Genomic DNA, 14,327 nt, shown 5'->3' with positions numbered 1-14,327 from the left:
GTGGCACGACGGTGTCAGGCGAACAGCGCCCGGCCCCACCAGTCGTCCGCGTTCCGGACGCCCGGCGGCACCGCGAAGACCGCTGAACCCACGTGCTGGATGTATTCGTTGAGTGCGTCGGTCGCGGCCAGCCGCTTCTGCAGCGGAACGAAGCCCTGGCGCACATCCCGCTGGTAGGCGAGGAAGAACAGCCCCGCGTCCAGCCGGCCCAGACCGTCCGTACCGTCGGTGAAGGAGTAGCCGCGGCGCAGGATCCGTACCCCGCCGTTGGAGTCCGGATGCGCCAGGCGGACATGCGCGGTCGGCAGCATCGACTTCAGATGCGGGGTGTCCCGCTCGTGCTTCTTGCCGACCGGCGCGCCCTCGCCCTTGTTCCGGCCGAAGATCTCCTCCTGCTCCTGGAGCGAGGTGCGGTCCCAGGTCTCGATGTGCATCCGGATCCGGCGTGCGACGAGGTAGGAGCCGCCGGCCATCCAGCTCTCCTTGCCTTTCGCCTCGCCGTCCGCGACCCAGACGTGCTTGTCGAGGGCCGCGGTGTCGGTGCCCGCGAGGTTGTGGGTGCCGTCCTTGAAGCCGAACATGTTGCGCGGGGTCTGCGCGTCCGGGGTCGTCGAGGACGTCTTGCCGAAGCCCAGCTGCGACCAGCGGATCGCGACCTTGCCGAAGCCGATACGGGCCAGGTTGCGGATCGCGTGCACCGCGACCTGCGGGTCGTCCGCACAGGCCTGGACGCACAGATCGCCGCCGCTGCGCGTCTTGTCGAGGTTGTCGCCGGGGAACTGCGGCAGGTCGATCAGCGCCTCGGGGCGCCGCGCCTTGATGCCGAACCGGTCCTTGCCGTCCTTCTCGAACAGCGTGGGGCCGATGCCGAACGTCAGGGTGAGCCGCGACGGCGGCAGTCCGAGCGCCTCTCCGGTGTCGTCCGGCGGCGCCTCGGCCAGTCCGCCGACCGCGCCGCCGCCGACCGCGTCCCCGGCCGTCATCCGCGCCGCCGCCTTCGTCCACTCCTTGAGCAGCGCGATCAGCTCGTCGCGGTCGTCGGTGGTGACATCGAACGAGGCGAAGTGCAGCCGGTCCTGGACGGCGGAGGCGATTCCCGCCTGGTGCCTGCCGTGGAAGGCGATCGCGGAGCCCGCGGTCGCGTCCGCGCCGGCCGGCCGGGCGTCGTCGCCGGTGCGCAGCGCCGCCGCCGTACCGCCGGCCGAGACGGCGCCGAGCGCCAGGCCCGCGCCGCCCCAGCCGAGCAGCGAACGCCGGGACGGCGCACGCCCGTTGGCGGTCTGCGCGGCCTGGCCGTCCTCGGTGGCGGTGTTCTCGGTGGGTGTGCCGTCGTCGTGCGTCATCGTGTCCCCTTGCCTGGCGGCGGACTACTTGGCGGTGGCCACGGCGGCGGCCAGCTTGGACAGCGGCTCGGCGAGCGCGTTGACCCCGTCGGAGAGCTTCTTGCGCTCGCTCTTGCCGACCGTGTCGTACGAGGCGAAGCCGTCGGCGGACTTGCTGTCGCGGTGCTCGTCGAGCAGCTCGCCGATCACCTTGAACTGCTTGTCCAGCTCCTTGGCGAGCGCCGGGTCGTTCTTGCCGACGACCGGCTTCAGCAGCTCGTAGGCCTTCTCGGCGCCCTCGACATTGGCGTGGAAGTCGAGCAGGTCGGTGTGGCTGTAGCGCTCTTCCTCACCGGTGACCTTGCCGGTGGCGACCTCGTCGAGCAGCTCCTTGGCGCCGTTGGCCATGCTGGTCGGGGTGATCTCGGCCTTGCCGACCCGCTTCTGCCAGTCCTTCAGATCGGTGATCAGCTGGTCGGCGAGCTTCTTGTCGTCCCCGGAGATCTTCTTCTCCTCCCACAGGGACTTCTCCAGCTTGTGCCAGCCGGTCCACTTCTGGCCCTTCTCCAGGCCGTCGGCGCGCACATCGACCTTGGGGTCGATGTCACCGAAGGACTCGGCGACCGGCTCGGTGCGCTCCCAGCCGACCCGGGAGAGGGCATAGGTCTTCTTGGCGGCCTCGACATCGCCGTCCTTGACCGCGTCGGCGAACTTCTGCGCCGCCGGGAGGGTCTGGTCGGCCTGCTCCTGGACGTACTTGCGGTACGCGGCGACCGCGGCATCCAGCTTGGGGTCGCGCTTGGTGCTCGCGCCCTTGCCGCTGGCGGTCACCTTCTGGCGGATGCCGTCGCCCTTCATGCCCGGCTTGCAGGCGATTTCGTACGAACCGGCCTTGATCTCGGCGGTGATCTCCGTACGGGTGCCGGGGCCGATGTTCTCCCGCTCGGTCACGATCCGGTCGCCGGGCGCGTAGACGTACACCTCGGTGACCTTGGAGCCCTTGTTCTGCACCGCGAACCGGACATGTCCGGCGGGGAACTCCTTGGCGGAGAGCTCACAGCTGCTGTCGGTCGCGGTCACCTCGATGGTGCCTTTGCCGCCGCCTCCTTTGCCGTCGTTCTTCGCGGCGCAGCCGGCGACGGCGGTGACGGCCGTGGCCGCGGCGATGGCGGCAACGGCGGAGGAGCGAAGGGCTCTCATACGGGGCTCCAAGCGGGCTCGGATGTACGGAAACGGCGTACCGAACGATAGGCAATGGACAAGGTCGCCACTAAGGCGGGCCTAACTTAACCGAGGCTTACCTACTTCTGCCCGGCCTGTCGAGTGATCCCGCTCTCATGCGCAACGGCCCGATTACGGATCGACCGGCGCCCGGTAACGGAACTGCCATGCGCCGGTCAAGGTAAGGGTCCTCGCTCACGACGGTCCATGACCGTTGCATTCCGGCCGCTCCCTGCCGTCCCCTTGTCCTCCTCTCCCGGCCCTGCTGTTCACTGTCCGGATGACCGATCTTGAAGTGCTCCGGGTGTTCTGCGGACCGGACGGTGCCGGAGGCAATGCGCTGTGCGTGGTCCGCGACGGGCCCGCCCTCCCCGTCGCCGAGGACCGCGCCGCCCTCGCGGCCGAACTCGGCTTCAGCGAAACCGTGTTTCTCGACGATGCCTCCCGCGGCACCGTGGACATCCACACCCCGAGCGTCCGGCTCCCGTTCGCCGGCCATCCGCTGGTCGGTCTGGCCTGGCTGCTGCGCGGCCTGGGGCGGCCGCCGCGCACCCTGCGCCCGCCGGCCGGTGAGGTGGCGGTCGCCTTCGAGGGGGACCTCACCTGGGTGCGCGGGCGCGCGGAGTGGGTGCCCGCCCGTACGACCCGGCGCCATGCCTCGCCGGCCGAGGTCGACGCGCTGCCCGCGCCGCCGCCGGGGGAGGGCTGGCTCTACGCCTGGGCCTGGCAGGACGAGGCGGCGGGCGTGGTCCGTGCCCGGGCCTTCCCGCGGCGCGGCGACGGTATCGCCGAGGACGAGGCGACCGGGGCCGCCGCCATGCTGCTCACCCATGAGCTGGGGCGCCCGCTCGACATCCGGCAGGGCGCCGGCTCCCAGATCCTCACCCGTACGTATCCCGACGGCACCCTCGCCGTGGGGGGACGGGTACGCCGCGCCACGCCGTACCCCCGGGCGGCCGCGGCTCCGGAAGGGGCCGACGAGCAGACGCCCGAAGGCAGTTGACGCGGTACGGGGCGGGTCCGCCCTCTACGCGCTCAGCGGGAACTGCTCGCCCAGCTCCCGGAAGACCGCGCTGTTCAGCCGGAAGGCACGCTTGCACTCGTCGACCACCCGCTGCTTTTCCAGCTCGTCCACGGGCAGCGCATCCAGAAGCGCCCGGTACTCCCGCTTGAAGGCGGCGGGGTTGGCGATGTCCTCGAAGACATAGAAGCGCACCCCGTCGCCCTTGCGGGCGAAGCCCCAGGCCTTCTCCGCGGTGCCGCGGATGATCTGGCCGCCGGAGAGATCGCCGAGATAGCGGGTGTAGTGGTGGGCGACGAAGCCGGCCGGCCAGTCACGGGCGCAGGCCGTTACCCGGTCCGCGTAGGCGGCGGTCGCCGGCAGGGGCGCAAGGCCGTCGCGCCAGGACGGTCCGCCGAGATGGGCGAGGTCGCGCTCCAGCGCGGCGGTACGGGCCAGCTCGGGGCGGAGGAAGGGGCCCGCGACCGGATCCCCGGCGAGCGGCCCGGAGGCGCCCTCCAGCGCGCGGTAGACGAACCACAGCTGCTCGGTGTAGCGCCGGTAGGCCCGGACACCGAGCCGGCCGCCGAGCAGATCGCTCATGAAGGAGGAGTTCTCGGCCTCCGTGTGCTGCTCGTGGGACGCGGTGCGGATCACCGTCGAGAACGGAGCGGACGGAGCGGGCGGGGTCGGGCTGGACGTTTCCAAGGCGGACCTCCGGGGACCGAGGGCAGCGGACGGGAACAGGCCGGCTCCGCCGAGCCGCCGGAACTTAGGCTTACCTAACCGGTAGTCCAAGTCAACCCGTTCCCGACGTCCTGTCGGTAACGAGCCTACCCCTGTTCCCGACGCGCTGTCGGTAAAGAGTTTCCCCGCTCCCGTCAGGGCAGCGTGAGGATCTCCGCCCCGGTGTCCGTGACCACCAGCGTGTGCTCGAACTGCGCGGTCCGCTTGCGGTCCTTGGTCACCACGGTCCAGCCGTCGTCCCACATGTCGTAGTCGTAGGACCCCAGCGTCAGCATCGGCTCGATCGTGAAGGTCATTCCGGGCTTGATGTCGGTGGTGTGGTGCGGGCTGTCGTAGTGCGGAACGATCAGGCCGGAGTGGAAGGAGGAATTGATGCCGTGACCGGTGAAGTCACGGACCACGCCGTAGCCGAAGCGCTTGGCGTACGACTCGATGACCCGGCCGATGATGTTGATCTGCCGGCCCGGCTTGACGGCCTTGATCGCGCGGTTCAGTGCCTCACGGGTCCGCTCGACCAGCAGCGTGGACTCCTCGTCCACGTCACCGCACAGATACGTGGCGTTGTTGTCGCCGTGCACCCCGTTGATGTACGCGGTGACGTCGAGGTTCACGATGTCGCCGTCCTTGAGGACGGTCGAGTCCGGGATGCCGTGGCAGATGACCTCGTTGAGCGAGGAGCACAGCGACTTGGGGAAGCCGCGGTAGCCGAGCGTGGACGGGTAGGCGCCGTGATCACACATGAACTCATGGGCGACCCGGTCCAGTTCGTCGGTCGTCACGCCCGGCGCGATCAGCTTGGCGGCCTCCGCCATCGCCTGCGCGGCGATCCGGCCGGCGATCCGCATCCGCTCGATCGTGTCGGCGTCCTGCACCTCGGGCCCTGTGTAAGGGGTGGGCGCGTCCTTCCCGACGTACTCGGGGCGCGCGATCGAGGCGGGGACGGGGCGGGTGGGGGAGATCTTCCCCGGGACAAGAAGCGACTGGCCAGACATGTCAGCGAGTGTATCCGCGGGCCGTCGGGCAGGATGGTGGCACAGAACATCCACAGGAGGCGGCAATGGCGCTGTTCAAGAGGCCTACGGTCGGCAAGCCGGGCGAGTGGTACTACTGCCTCAAGCACCAGACGGTCGAAGAGGGGCCCGAGTGCCGCGCCGCCGACCGCTTCGGCCCGTACGGCACCCGCGAGGAGGCGGCACACGCCATGGAGACCGCCCGTGAGCGGAACCAGGAGTGGGATACCGACCCGAAGTGGCATGACGCGGACGCGGGCAAGGGGAAGGGCGCCGCGGAGGGCGAGTAGCGGGGGCGGAGCGGGGCCCGGGCGGGCGCTGCGGCGTGCTGTCGCAATCGAGTCCTGCTGCGGGCTTGATCGTGGGCTGTGGGCTGTGACCCACCGGCTCTTGTGGCCCGTCACCGGGCGTGGGGCCGCGTCCGGTGACGGGCCATGGCTACCAGCGGGGCGGTGGGGGTGCGGTCAGCCCGTCGGCGAGGCGGGCCAGCCGGTCGCGGAAGCGGCGGCGGCCGCGGGGCGCGGGCAGGCTGTTCTCGCCGGCGGCCGCGCTCACCAGATGCTGGACCGTGTCCAGGCCGAGGTCCGGCGCCGCCCCGGCCGCCTCGTCGGGCGGGGCCGGGGGCGCGGCGAGCGCGTCATGGGCCAGGGCGTGCAGATCGCGGTCGCCGCCGTCCAGGGCGAGCACCGTGGCGCCGTTCCGGCGGGCGTCGTGCACCCGCTCCAGCAGCCCGGCGCCCGGCTGCCCCGGCGCGACGACCAGCAGCGTCTCACCCCGCCCGGCCGCCGCCAACCGCCCGAGCCCCACCGCCAGATGGGCCGGTGCCCCGCCCGGGACACGGTGCCGCACCAGGGTCGGTGACAACTCCGACAGGCCCGACCAGGCGGCCTCGTCGTCCAGATGCGCGGCCAGATGCCAGGGCTCGTACGCGGCACTGCCGACCAGCAGCAGCCCGCCCCCGTGCGGCACGACGGCCCCGCGCAGCGCCCCGGCGAAGCGGCGGGTCTCCTGAATCCACTCGGTCCCGGCGAGCACCTCACGCAGCAATGCGACCCGTACGGCATCCATGGTCCGGCATCCTGCCGCAGCACACCCCTTTCTGGTTGCCGTTTCAACGGGTGTCACCCATACGGGACTTGGGGCCCGCGCGGAACGCCGGTCCCGTCCGGATCAATGGCCGCGTGGCGCGGGGTCAACCCAGTCGGGATGCTCTTAAATTTGGGGCATGCCGAAGCTTCCCCCGCGCCGCTTGAAAACCGTGTGGAATTTCCTGCGGCGTGACTGGACCAGGCGCCGGGTGAAGCTGCTCTGTGCTGTGCTCATCTTCGAAACCCTGCTGTTTTTCAGCAGTGCCGTCTACGATGTGATCGAATATCCGCGGGAGCAGGTTGTTTCGGCGGTGCTTCGGATCGTGATCGCGATCCTTAATGGGGTCGCCGGCTGGCGCGTCTTCCAGGAGCTCAGGAAGACGTCCCATCAGCTTCGCCGCCATTCGGTGGGAGACGCCTGGAGGGACCCGGTCGTACTGGTCGCCCAAGCCTCCTCCATCCCTATGGCCTTCATTCCCGTATGGGTCGAGATCTACAGTCCCATTCATGATGATTTTGGGGACGTGCTCATCACGGTCACCGCGGTGTTGTTGATCGTGTTCGCAGTGTGTGTCATCGTGCGCGCTTTCGCCTTCGATCATATTGCGTTGTCGAAGGTCGGAACTGCGGCCATTGCGCTGCTGCCATTGGCGGGCGTGGCTCAATTCTGGTACATGAACTTCTATAAGCCGACCCACGACAGCCCCCGGGTGAGTGTGACCTCGCGCCTTGGTGAACTGGGGTACTCGCGGGGCGTTTCGCATCTACGGGGAGAAATTACCCTCCACAATGAAGGGTCGGCCCCCGTCGACATTCTCGGTGCTATGTATACGGTGCGCGGATACCGCATGGAATCGGCTGACGGAATGCCTGCCGAGAAGGTGGTCAAAAAATTGGACGGGGCCACTGCGAACCAAACTCACCTGGGTAAGTACGTATCGCTCTTGACGTTCGACGATGTCATGCAGTCCGGCGAAATCTTGATGCCAGGGCAGAAGTGGTTCAAGTCATTTGTGTTCGATGCTCGCGGTGGTAAGCAGGATATGGCCCGGCTCGTCGTTCACCTCTCGACGCTGACGCATACCGGAGACTCGCAGACATCCGGTGAATGTGATGAAAGTTTTTCCCTGGAGCCCATTCCGGAGGCGCCTGGAAGTTATAAGTGCACGCAGACCAGGCTTCCTTCGCAGAGCCTGATGCGCAGGGTGCTCGGTGACCAGCCGATCGCTCGTACGGTCAGGTTCTTTCCATCGAAAGTGAAGGTGAAAACGAAGGTGAAGGTGAGCAGGAAGGAGAAGATGGCATCTCTGTATACGCGATACCAGTCCGCCGACCACCAATTCAAAGGCAGGCCTGATCAATTCAAGAAGGAGGAGAAGGAGGCGGAAGCGATCGACGCCCTGGTGCGGGACCAGAACACGGAGAGCATCGCCGAGACACGAGTGGACCCCTAGCCACCCCGCCTCGGCAGCAGCCCCGCCGCCATGAGCCGACGTCCTACCTCCGCCACGGCCTCCTCGCTCAGGGGGCGTTGGGGGAAGGCGGTGGCGCCGCGGTCGATGACGCCGAGGAGGTGGAGTGCTGCCTTGAAGGCGCCCAGTGCGGAGGAGCTGCGTCCCATGTCGGTCTCCGGGCCGACGTCGACGAGGGAGAAGAGGGCGACCAGGCGTTCCTGTTCGGCGGCGGCCTGTTCCCAGTTGTCGGCCCGGGCGGCGTCGTAGAGCCGTACGTAGGCCGCCGGGTCGACATTGCCGATGCCGGGGACGACACCGTCGGCTCCCGCCAACAGGGCGGCGTCCACGGTCAGTTCGGAACCGGTGAGGATCGAGAACTCGGGGGCGGAGCCGGTGCGCCGGGCGGTGCGGCCGCCGAGCGCGGTCAGCAGACGGCGCAGTGAGCCCTCGTCGCCGCTGCTGTCCTTGAGCCCGGCGAGCGTGCCGTCCTCAGCCAGCTCCCGCACCAGTGACGGGGACAGCTTGCTGTGTACGGAGACGGGGATGTCGTAGGCGAAGAGGGGGAGGTCCACGGCAGTGCGGAGATGCCGGAAGTGGGCGGCGATCTCCCGGGGGTGGGTGCGGGTGTAGAAGGGCGCGGTGGCGACCAGGGCGTCGGCGCCGAGCGCGGCGGCGGTCCGGGCGTGGTCGAGCACCCGCGGAGTGGTGGTGTCGATGACCCCGGCGAGCACCGGGACCCGGCCGTCCGCGGCCTTGATGACGGCTTCCAGGGCGGTGCCGCGCTGGGCGTCGGTGAGGTACGCGACCTCGCTGGTGGAGCCGAGGGCGAACAGGCCGTGCACGCCGCCGTCGACGAGGTGGTTCACCAGGCGCGCCAGGGAGGCGGTGTCGATCTCGCCGCGCGGGTCGAGCGGGGTGCAGACCGGCGGGATGACGCCGTGCAGGGGGGCGGGCAGTGCCATGGGCGCTCCGGGCTCCGATCGGACAGGACATGGGATGTCCTATGTCGAGCACAATAGACCTGTTCACAGGCGGTCGGTCAAGGATCCGCGGTCACGGCGGGGCAGGTGGCGCAGGGGCCGGCGGCACGGCAGACGTGGGAGCGGGAGAGGGAGATTCCATGGCGCGAGGGACGATGTCCGAGGATGTGCAGGCCCAGATCAAGCAGTTGATCCTGCAGGGCCGGCTGACGCCGGGCGATCCGCTGCCCACCGAGGCCGAGCTGGTCGGTCTGCTCGACGTCAGCCGCAACTCGGTGCGCGAGGCGCTCAAGGCGCTGCAGGCCATGCGTATCGTCGAGATCCGGCACGGCTTCGGCACCTACGTCGGCCCGCTCACCCTGGAGCCGTTCGTCGAGGGCGTCGCCTTCCGCGCCGCGGTCCGGCACCAGCAGGGCGAGTCGAGCCTGTACGAGCTGATGGAGGTCCGCGAGGCGCTGGAGGCGGGCCTGATCGGCGCCGTCGCCCGCAATCTGCCCGCCGAGGATCTCGCCGTCCTCAAGGGGCTGGTGCAGCGGATGGCGGAGGAGGCACGCGGCGGGCAGGTGCAGAGCACCACCGACCGGGCCTTCCATCTCGCCCTGTACCGCTCGCTGGGCAACCATCTGCTGAGCGAGGTGCTGGACGCGTTCTGGGCGGCGCTGCGCCGGGTGCGGGAGGACCTCTCCGACGACCGGCCCGATCCGGTGGTGACTCATCGTCAGCACCAGGAGATCGTGGACGCGCTGGAGGCGGGGGACGGTGACCGCGCCGTGGAGGCGATACACCGGCACTTCGACGGCATCCGGCGCCGGCTGGCCGAGCAGTGAGGTAACCCGCCTGCGGCAGTGCGTCGTAGCGGCACCGGCGCGGGGTGACCGACCTTGTTGCAGCGGCACCGGTGCGGGCGTGGCCGAAGTCGTTCACCGGGATTTCACCCTGTGTCGGTGATGTCGTTGCCGACACGAAAAGGTGTCATGTGGGGCGTCTTGACGGCCAGTTGGGCACTCCCTATGGTCACCGCAGGACAAGGGACATCCTACGTCCTTGCCCATTGGGGGTGGCCCATGGCGTACGAGAGCTCAGTGCCGTACCGGGCCGGGACCGAGGGGTACACCAGCTTCCGGATCCCCGCCGTGGTCCGGGCGCGCTCCGGGCACCTCCTTGCCTTCGCCGAGGGCCGGGTCTCCTCCGCCGCCGACTCCGGCACCATCCACATCGTCCTCAAACGGTCCGCGGACGCCGGCCGTACCTGGGGCCCGCTCCAGGTCGTCGCCCGCAACGGCAGCGGCACCGCGGGCAACCCCGCACCGGTCGTCCTCGACAGCGGCCGGGTGCTGCTCCTCCAGGTCCACAACGCCGCCGACGCCACCGAGGACCGCATCCGCCGCGGCCGGGTACCGCCCGCCGACGGCCGCCGCGTATGGCTCCAGCACAGCGACGACGACGGCGCGAGCTGGAGCCCGCTCCGCGAGATCACCGACCAGGCCAAGCTGCCGCAGTGGCGGTGGTACGCCACCGGGCCCGGCCATGCGCTCCAGCTGCGCCACGGCCCGTACGCCGGGCGGCTGCTCGTCCCCGCCAACCACTCCACCCCGCCCACCGGCCCCCAGGACAGCGGCACCGAACCCCGCTACAACGGCGGCCACGCCCTGCTCAGCGACGACGACGGCGCCACCTGGCGGATCGGCTACACCGACAGCTACACCGACAGCCACAGCCACAGCGGTGGGGACAGCGACCGCTCGGTCGCCCCCAACGAGACCACCGCCGCCGAACTCCCCGACGGCAGCGTCTATCTGAACGCCCGCAATGAAGCGGCGGCCGCCTGGCGGCGCGTCGATGCCGTCTCGACGGACGGCGGCGAGCACCTCGTGCGCCCCTTCCGGCCCCAGGCCGGGCTGGCCGGACCGGCCGTCCAGGGCAGCGCACTGCACCTCGGCGACCGCGGCGCACTGCTCTTCTCCGGGCCGGCGCACCCCGCGGCCCGCGCCCTGATGACCCTGCGCACCAGCCGCGACGGCGGTCTGACCTGGCGGACCGCGCACACCGTCGGCGGGCTCCCGGCCGCCTACTCCGACCTCGTCCGCCTCGACCGGCACAGCGTCGGACTGCTCTACGAGACGGGCGACTTCAGCGCGTACTCGACGATCACCTTCCGCCGCATCCCCGTGGAGGAGCCGACATGACCAGCAACGCCATGCACCGCAGAACGGTCCTGGGCGGGGCGGCCGCCCTCGCCGCCGGCTTCGCGCTCGCCGGCTGCGGCGACGGCGACGACGGCCAGGCACCCGAGGAGCGCAAGAAGGGGCAGAAGATCAGCCTGACCTTCTGGTCCTGGGTGCCGGGCATCGACAAGCCCGTCGACCTGTGGAACCGCACGCACCCGGACGTCCAGGTCAAGGTCGAGAAGGTGTCGGCCGTCAACGGCCAGCAGTACGCGAAGATGCACGCCGCCATCAAGGCCGGCAACCCGCCCGACCTCGGCCAGATCGAGTTCCCGGTCGTCCCCAGCTTCCTCCTCGACAACGGGCTGCTGGACCTCGCCCCGCTCGGCGCGGCCCGCCACAAGGGCAAGTTCTCCGGCTGGCAGTGGCAGCAGTCCGTCTTCGGCAAGAGCGTCTACGCCATCCCGCAGGCCTCCGGGCCGATGGGCCTCTTCCTCCGCCAGGACCTCTTCGACAAGTGGGACGTGCCGGTCCCGCGGACCTGGGACGAGTACGAGACCGCCGCCGAGGCCGTCCGCAAGAAGGGCGCCTGGATCGAGACCTTCGCGCCCACCAACGGCAACCGCTTCTCCGGCCTCGCCTGGCAGGCCGGCGCCAAGTGGTACGCGACGCACGGCGACACCTGGATCGTGCACCTCGACGACGAACCCACCCGCAGGGTCGCCGACTACTGGGAATCCCTGGTCCGGCGCAAGCTCGTCAAGACCATCCCGGACCGGCAGAACGCCTGGTACAAGGACCTGCAGACCGGCGCCATCCCCGCCTGGGTGGGCGCCAGTTGGGGCGACGCCCTGCTGGTCGGCAATGCGCCGGGCACCAAGGGGAAGTGGCGGGCCGCACCGCTGCCGCAGTGGAAGGCGGGCGAACAGGCCTTCGCCAACTGGGGCGGCTCGACCACCGCCGTCTTCGCCAAGGCCCGCTACCCCAAGGACGCCCTGGACTTCGCCGTCTGGCTCAACACCGACCCGGAGTCGATCGCGCTGCTGATCGACGGCGGCTACGGCTTCCCCAGCGCCAAGAAGGGCTACACCACCACGGACCTCGACGTCGACAAGGACTTCTTCGGCGGTCAGGCGTACAGCAAGATCTTCGCGGACGCCGGTGCGCACGTCGACACCAGCTGGCGGTGGGGGCCCGGCGTGGACACCCTCTACCAGCGGCTCGGCGACGCCTTCACCGACGCGCTCGCCGACGGCAGTTCCTTCCGCTCGGTCCTGACGAAGGTGCAGGGCCAGACCCTCGCCGACCTCAAGGGCAAGGGCCTGAAGGTGGAGAGCGGCGGGTGAGCCGGGACACCCTGAGCCGGCCGGAGCCGGTCACCCCGCGGCGGGCCCGCCGGGAAACCCGCGGCCCCCGGCGCCGCGACTCCCGCACCGGGGCCCGCAACGCCCGCGCCGCGGCCGCGTTCGTCCTGCCCTTCTTCGCCCTCTTCGCGCTCTGCTTCCTCGCCCCGATCGGCTACGCCCTCCACCAGAGCCTGTTCACGACCGAACGGACCGGCCCGCTCGGCCTCGGCGGCCAGGAACGCGAGGTCTTCGCCGGCCTCGCCAACTACGCCCAGGCGCTCTCCGACGACCGGTTCCTGACCGGCTTCGGCCGGGTGCTGGCCTTCGGCGCCGTCCAGATCCCGCTGATGATCGTGCTCGCCACCGCCCTGGCACTGCTGCTGGAGAGCGCGAGCGCCCGCGCCGTCCCCTTCTTCCGCAGCGCCTTCTTCCTGCCGTACGGCGTGCCCGGAGTGATCGCCTCGATCCTCTGGGGATTCCTGTACGTACCGGGCATCAGCCCGCTGGTGAAGATCGCCGGCTCCGTGGGCTGGGACCTCGACTTCCTCTCCCGTGGCACCGTCCTGTGGTCCCTCGCCAACATCGTGACCTGGCAGTTCACCGGCTACAACATGCTGGTGCTGATCGCCCAGCTCAAGGCCGTACCGGGGGAGTTGTACGAGGCGGCCCGGATCGACGGGGCGAACGCCTGGCAGGTCGCCCGGCACCTCAAGATCCCGCTGATCCGGCCGGCGCTGGTGCTCACCGGTGTCTTCAGCATCATCGGCACCCTCCAGCTCTTCGCCGAACCCATGGTGCTGCGCCCGCTGGCCTCCTCCATCGACTCCGGCTTCACCCCGAACCTGCACGCCTACAGCGAGGCGTTCGTCGGCAACAACCCGCATGCGGCGGCGGCCGAGGCGGTCCTGCTCGCGCTGGTGGCGTGCGTGCTGTCCTTCGGCTTCCTGCGGCTGGTCGGCGGACGCACCAAGGAGCGCGGATGACCCGGCCCCCGGTCCGCTACCGGATCATCACCGCCTCGCTGCTGACCATCGCCGCGCTCTACTTCCTGGTGCCCGTCTACTGGCTGACCGTCTCCGCCACCAAGAACAGCGCCGACCTCTTCGGCACCTTCGGATTCTGGTTCTCCGACCACCCGGACCCCGTCGGCCACCTCGTCGACGTCCTCACCTACGACCACGGCATCTACGCCCGCTGGTTCGCCAACTCCCTCTTCTACGCCGGGACCGGCGCGGTCTGCGCCACCCTGCTGTCCGCCGCGGCCGGCTATGCGCTGGCGAAATTCCCGTTCCGCGGCCGGGAGGCGCTCTTCAACGTGGTGCTCGCCGGGGTGCTGATCCCCGGCACCGCGCTGGCCCTGCCGCTCTACTTCCTCTTCAGCGCGATGGGCCTGTCCAACACCTACTGGGCGGTGCTGATCCCCAGCACGGTCAGCCCGTTCGGCGTCTATCTGTGCCGGATCTACGCGGCCGCCGCGGTGCCCGACTCACTGCTGGAGGCGGCCCGGATCGACGGCGCGGGCGAGGCCCGGATCTTCGGCGGGCTCGGGCTGCGGCTGATGACCCCCGCGCTGGTCACCGTCTTCCTGTTCCAGTTCGTGCACATCTGGAACAACTACTTCCTGCCGCTGGTGATGCTCTCGGACTCCGGCCTCTATCCGATCCAGCTGGGCCTGACCTCCTGGACCGGCTACGCCGACCGCCAACCGGTGCTCTACCAGTACACGGTGGGCGGTGCGTTCCTGTCGGTGGTGCCGCTGATGGTGCTGATGACGGTGCTCCAGCGGTACTGGCGTACGGGGCTGACGGAGGGCAGCGTGAAGGCGTGACGGGGTGGCGGGCGGCGAATGGTGGTGTGAGGGGTGTGGGGGAGGGGGTGCCGGGGCGCGGTGACGGGATGACGGGGGCGTGGTGACGGCAGGGGCGGCCGCCCGTGACGGCGTGGCCCGGATCGCTGTCGAGGGCATGACCGGGTCGCCGTCGGGGCGTGACACT

Annotated in this window: 14 protein-coding genes; 8 read left to right on the top strand and 6 right to left on the bottom strand. The window is 70.0% G+C overall.

Going from position 1 to position 14,327, the window contains the following annotated elements:
* Positions 1-14 precede the first annotated feature (14 nt).
* Both efeB and efeO read right to left on the bottom strand, forming a co-directional pair.
* Entirely contained in the window at positions 15-1,343 is a 1,329-nt protein-coding gene (gene efeB / locus NUT86_RS12785; RefSeq protein ID WP_274735235.1) for an iron uptake transporter deferrochelatase/peroxidase subunit, read from the bottom strand.
* 24 nt (positions 1,344-1,367) lie between these two features.
* Positions 1,368-2,522, bottom strand: coding sequence for an iron uptake system protein EfeO (gene efeO / locus NUT86_RS12780; RefSeq protein WP_093644926.1), 1,155 nt, complete (start codon positions 2,520-2,522; stop codon positions 1,368-1,370).
* A 301-nt stretch (positions 2,523-2,823) separates the two neighbouring features.
* Between efeO and NUT86_RS12775 the strand changes: the two genes are divergently transcribed.
* The gene (locus NUT86_RS12775) at positions 2,824-3,546 is read left to right on the top strand and encodes a PhzF family phenazine biosynthesis protein (RefSeq protein WP_274735233.1); all 723 of its coding nucleotides are present in this window, start codon (positions 2,824-2,826) and stop codon (positions 3,544-3,546) included.
* 24 nt (positions 3,547-3,570) lie between these two features.
* On the opposite strand, the gene NUT86_RS12770 is transcribed toward NUT86_RS12775, so the two are convergent.
* Positions 3,571-4,251, bottom strand: coding sequence for a biliverdin-producing heme oxygenase (locus tag NUT86_RS12770; RefSeq protein WP_159488452.1), 681 nt, complete (start codon positions 4,249-4,251; stop codon positions 3,571-3,573).
* A gap of 173 nt (positions 4,252-4,424) precedes the next feature.
* The gene (map, locus tag NUT86_RS12765) at positions 4,425-5,282 is read right to left on the bottom strand and encodes a type I methionyl aminopeptidase (protein WP_026169728.1); all 858 of its coding nucleotides are present in this window, start codon (positions 5,280-5,282) and stop codon (positions 4,425-4,427) included.
* A gap of 65 nt (positions 5,283-5,347) precedes the next feature.
* Between map and NUT86_RS12760 the strand changes: the two genes are divergently transcribed.
* Positions 5,348-5,590, top strand: a complete 243-nt coding sequence (locus NUT86_RS12760) for a hypothetical protein (protein WP_018090180.1) — start codon at positions 5,348-5,350, stop codon at positions 5,588-5,590.
* 148 nt (positions 5,591-5,738) lie between these two features.
* Here NUT86_RS12760 and NUT86_RS12755 read toward each other — a convergent pair whose 3' ends face one another.
* A complete protein-coding gene (locus NUT86_RS12755; protein ID WP_159488453.1) occupies positions 5,739-6,368 on the bottom strand; it encodes a hypothetical protein in 630 nt (209 codons plus the stop codon).
* Between the two features lie 157 nt (positions 6,369-6,525).
* Between NUT86_RS12755 and NUT86_RS12750 the strand changes: the two genes are divergently transcribed.
* On the top strand, positions 6,526-7,842 hold the full coding sequence (locus tag NUT86_RS12750; RefSeq protein WP_274735229.1) for a hypothetical protein: 1,317 nt from the start codon (positions 6,526-6,528) through the stop codon (positions 7,840-7,842).
* On the opposite strand, the gene NUT86_RS12745 is transcribed toward NUT86_RS12750, so the two are convergent.
* Positions 7,839-8,804 (bottom strand): dihydrodipicolinate synthase family protein, encoded by a 966-nt coding sequence (locus NUT86_RS12745; RefSeq protein WP_274735228.1) that lies wholly within the window; start codon positions 8,802-8,804, stop codon positions 7,839-7,841. The two genes, NUT86_RS12750 and NUT86_RS12745, sit on opposite strands and share 4 nt — an antisense overlap.
* Positions 8,805-8,962: 158 nt before the next feature.
* On the opposite strand from NUT86_RS12745, the gene NUT86_RS12740 reads away from it, so the two are divergent.
* The 5 genes from NUT86_RS12740 to NUT86_RS12720 all read left to right on the top strand — a co-directional run bounded on the left by NUT86_RS12740 (position 8,963) and on the right by NUT86_RS12720 (position 14,161).
* Positions 8,963-9,649, top strand: coding sequence for a FadR/GntR family transcriptional regulator (locus tag NUT86_RS12740; protein ID WP_266449018.1), 687 nt, complete (start codon positions 8,963-8,965; stop codon positions 9,647-9,649).
* Positions 9,650-9,886: 237 nt separating this feature from the next.
* The gene (locus NUT86_RS12735) at positions 9,887-11,008 is read left to right on the top strand and encodes a sialidase family protein (RefSeq protein ID WP_274735226.1); all 1,122 of its coding nucleotides are present in this window, start codon (positions 9,887-9,889) and stop codon (positions 11,006-11,008) included.
* The gene (locus NUT86_RS12730; RefSeq protein ID WP_093644910.1) at positions 11,005-12,333 is read left to right on the top strand and encodes an ABC transporter substrate-binding protein; all 1,329 of its coding nucleotides are present in this window, start codon (positions 11,005-11,007) and stop codon (positions 12,331-12,333) included. The genes NUT86_RS12735 and NUT86_RS12730 overlap by 4 nt, the downstream gene beginning before the upstream one ends.
* Positions 12,330-13,316, top strand: a complete 987-nt coding sequence (locus NUT86_RS12725) for a carbohydrate ABC transporter permease (RefSeq protein WP_274735223.1) — start codon at positions 12,330-12,332, stop codon at positions 13,314-13,316. Before NUT86_RS12730 ends, NUT86_RS12725 begins: the two co-directional genes overlap by 4 nt.
* Positions 13,313-14,161, top strand: a complete 849-nt coding sequence (locus NUT86_RS12720; RefSeq protein ID WP_018090188.1) for a carbohydrate ABC transporter permease — start codon at positions 13,313-13,315, stop codon at positions 14,159-14,161. Before NUT86_RS12725 ends, NUT86_RS12720 begins: the two co-directional genes overlap by 4 nt.
* Positions 14,162-14,327: the final 166 nt, after the last annotated feature.

Origin of the sequence: Streptomyces sp. G7(2002) (assembly GCF_028870195.1) — a bacterium.
Classification (GTDB): Bacteria; Actinomycetota; Actinomycetes; order Streptomycetales; family Streptomycetaceae; genus Streptomyces; species Streptomyces nigrescens.
The sequence above is the reverse complement of the archived record's forward strand: the minus strand, read 5'-3'. Positions and strand labels throughout refer to the sequence as shown.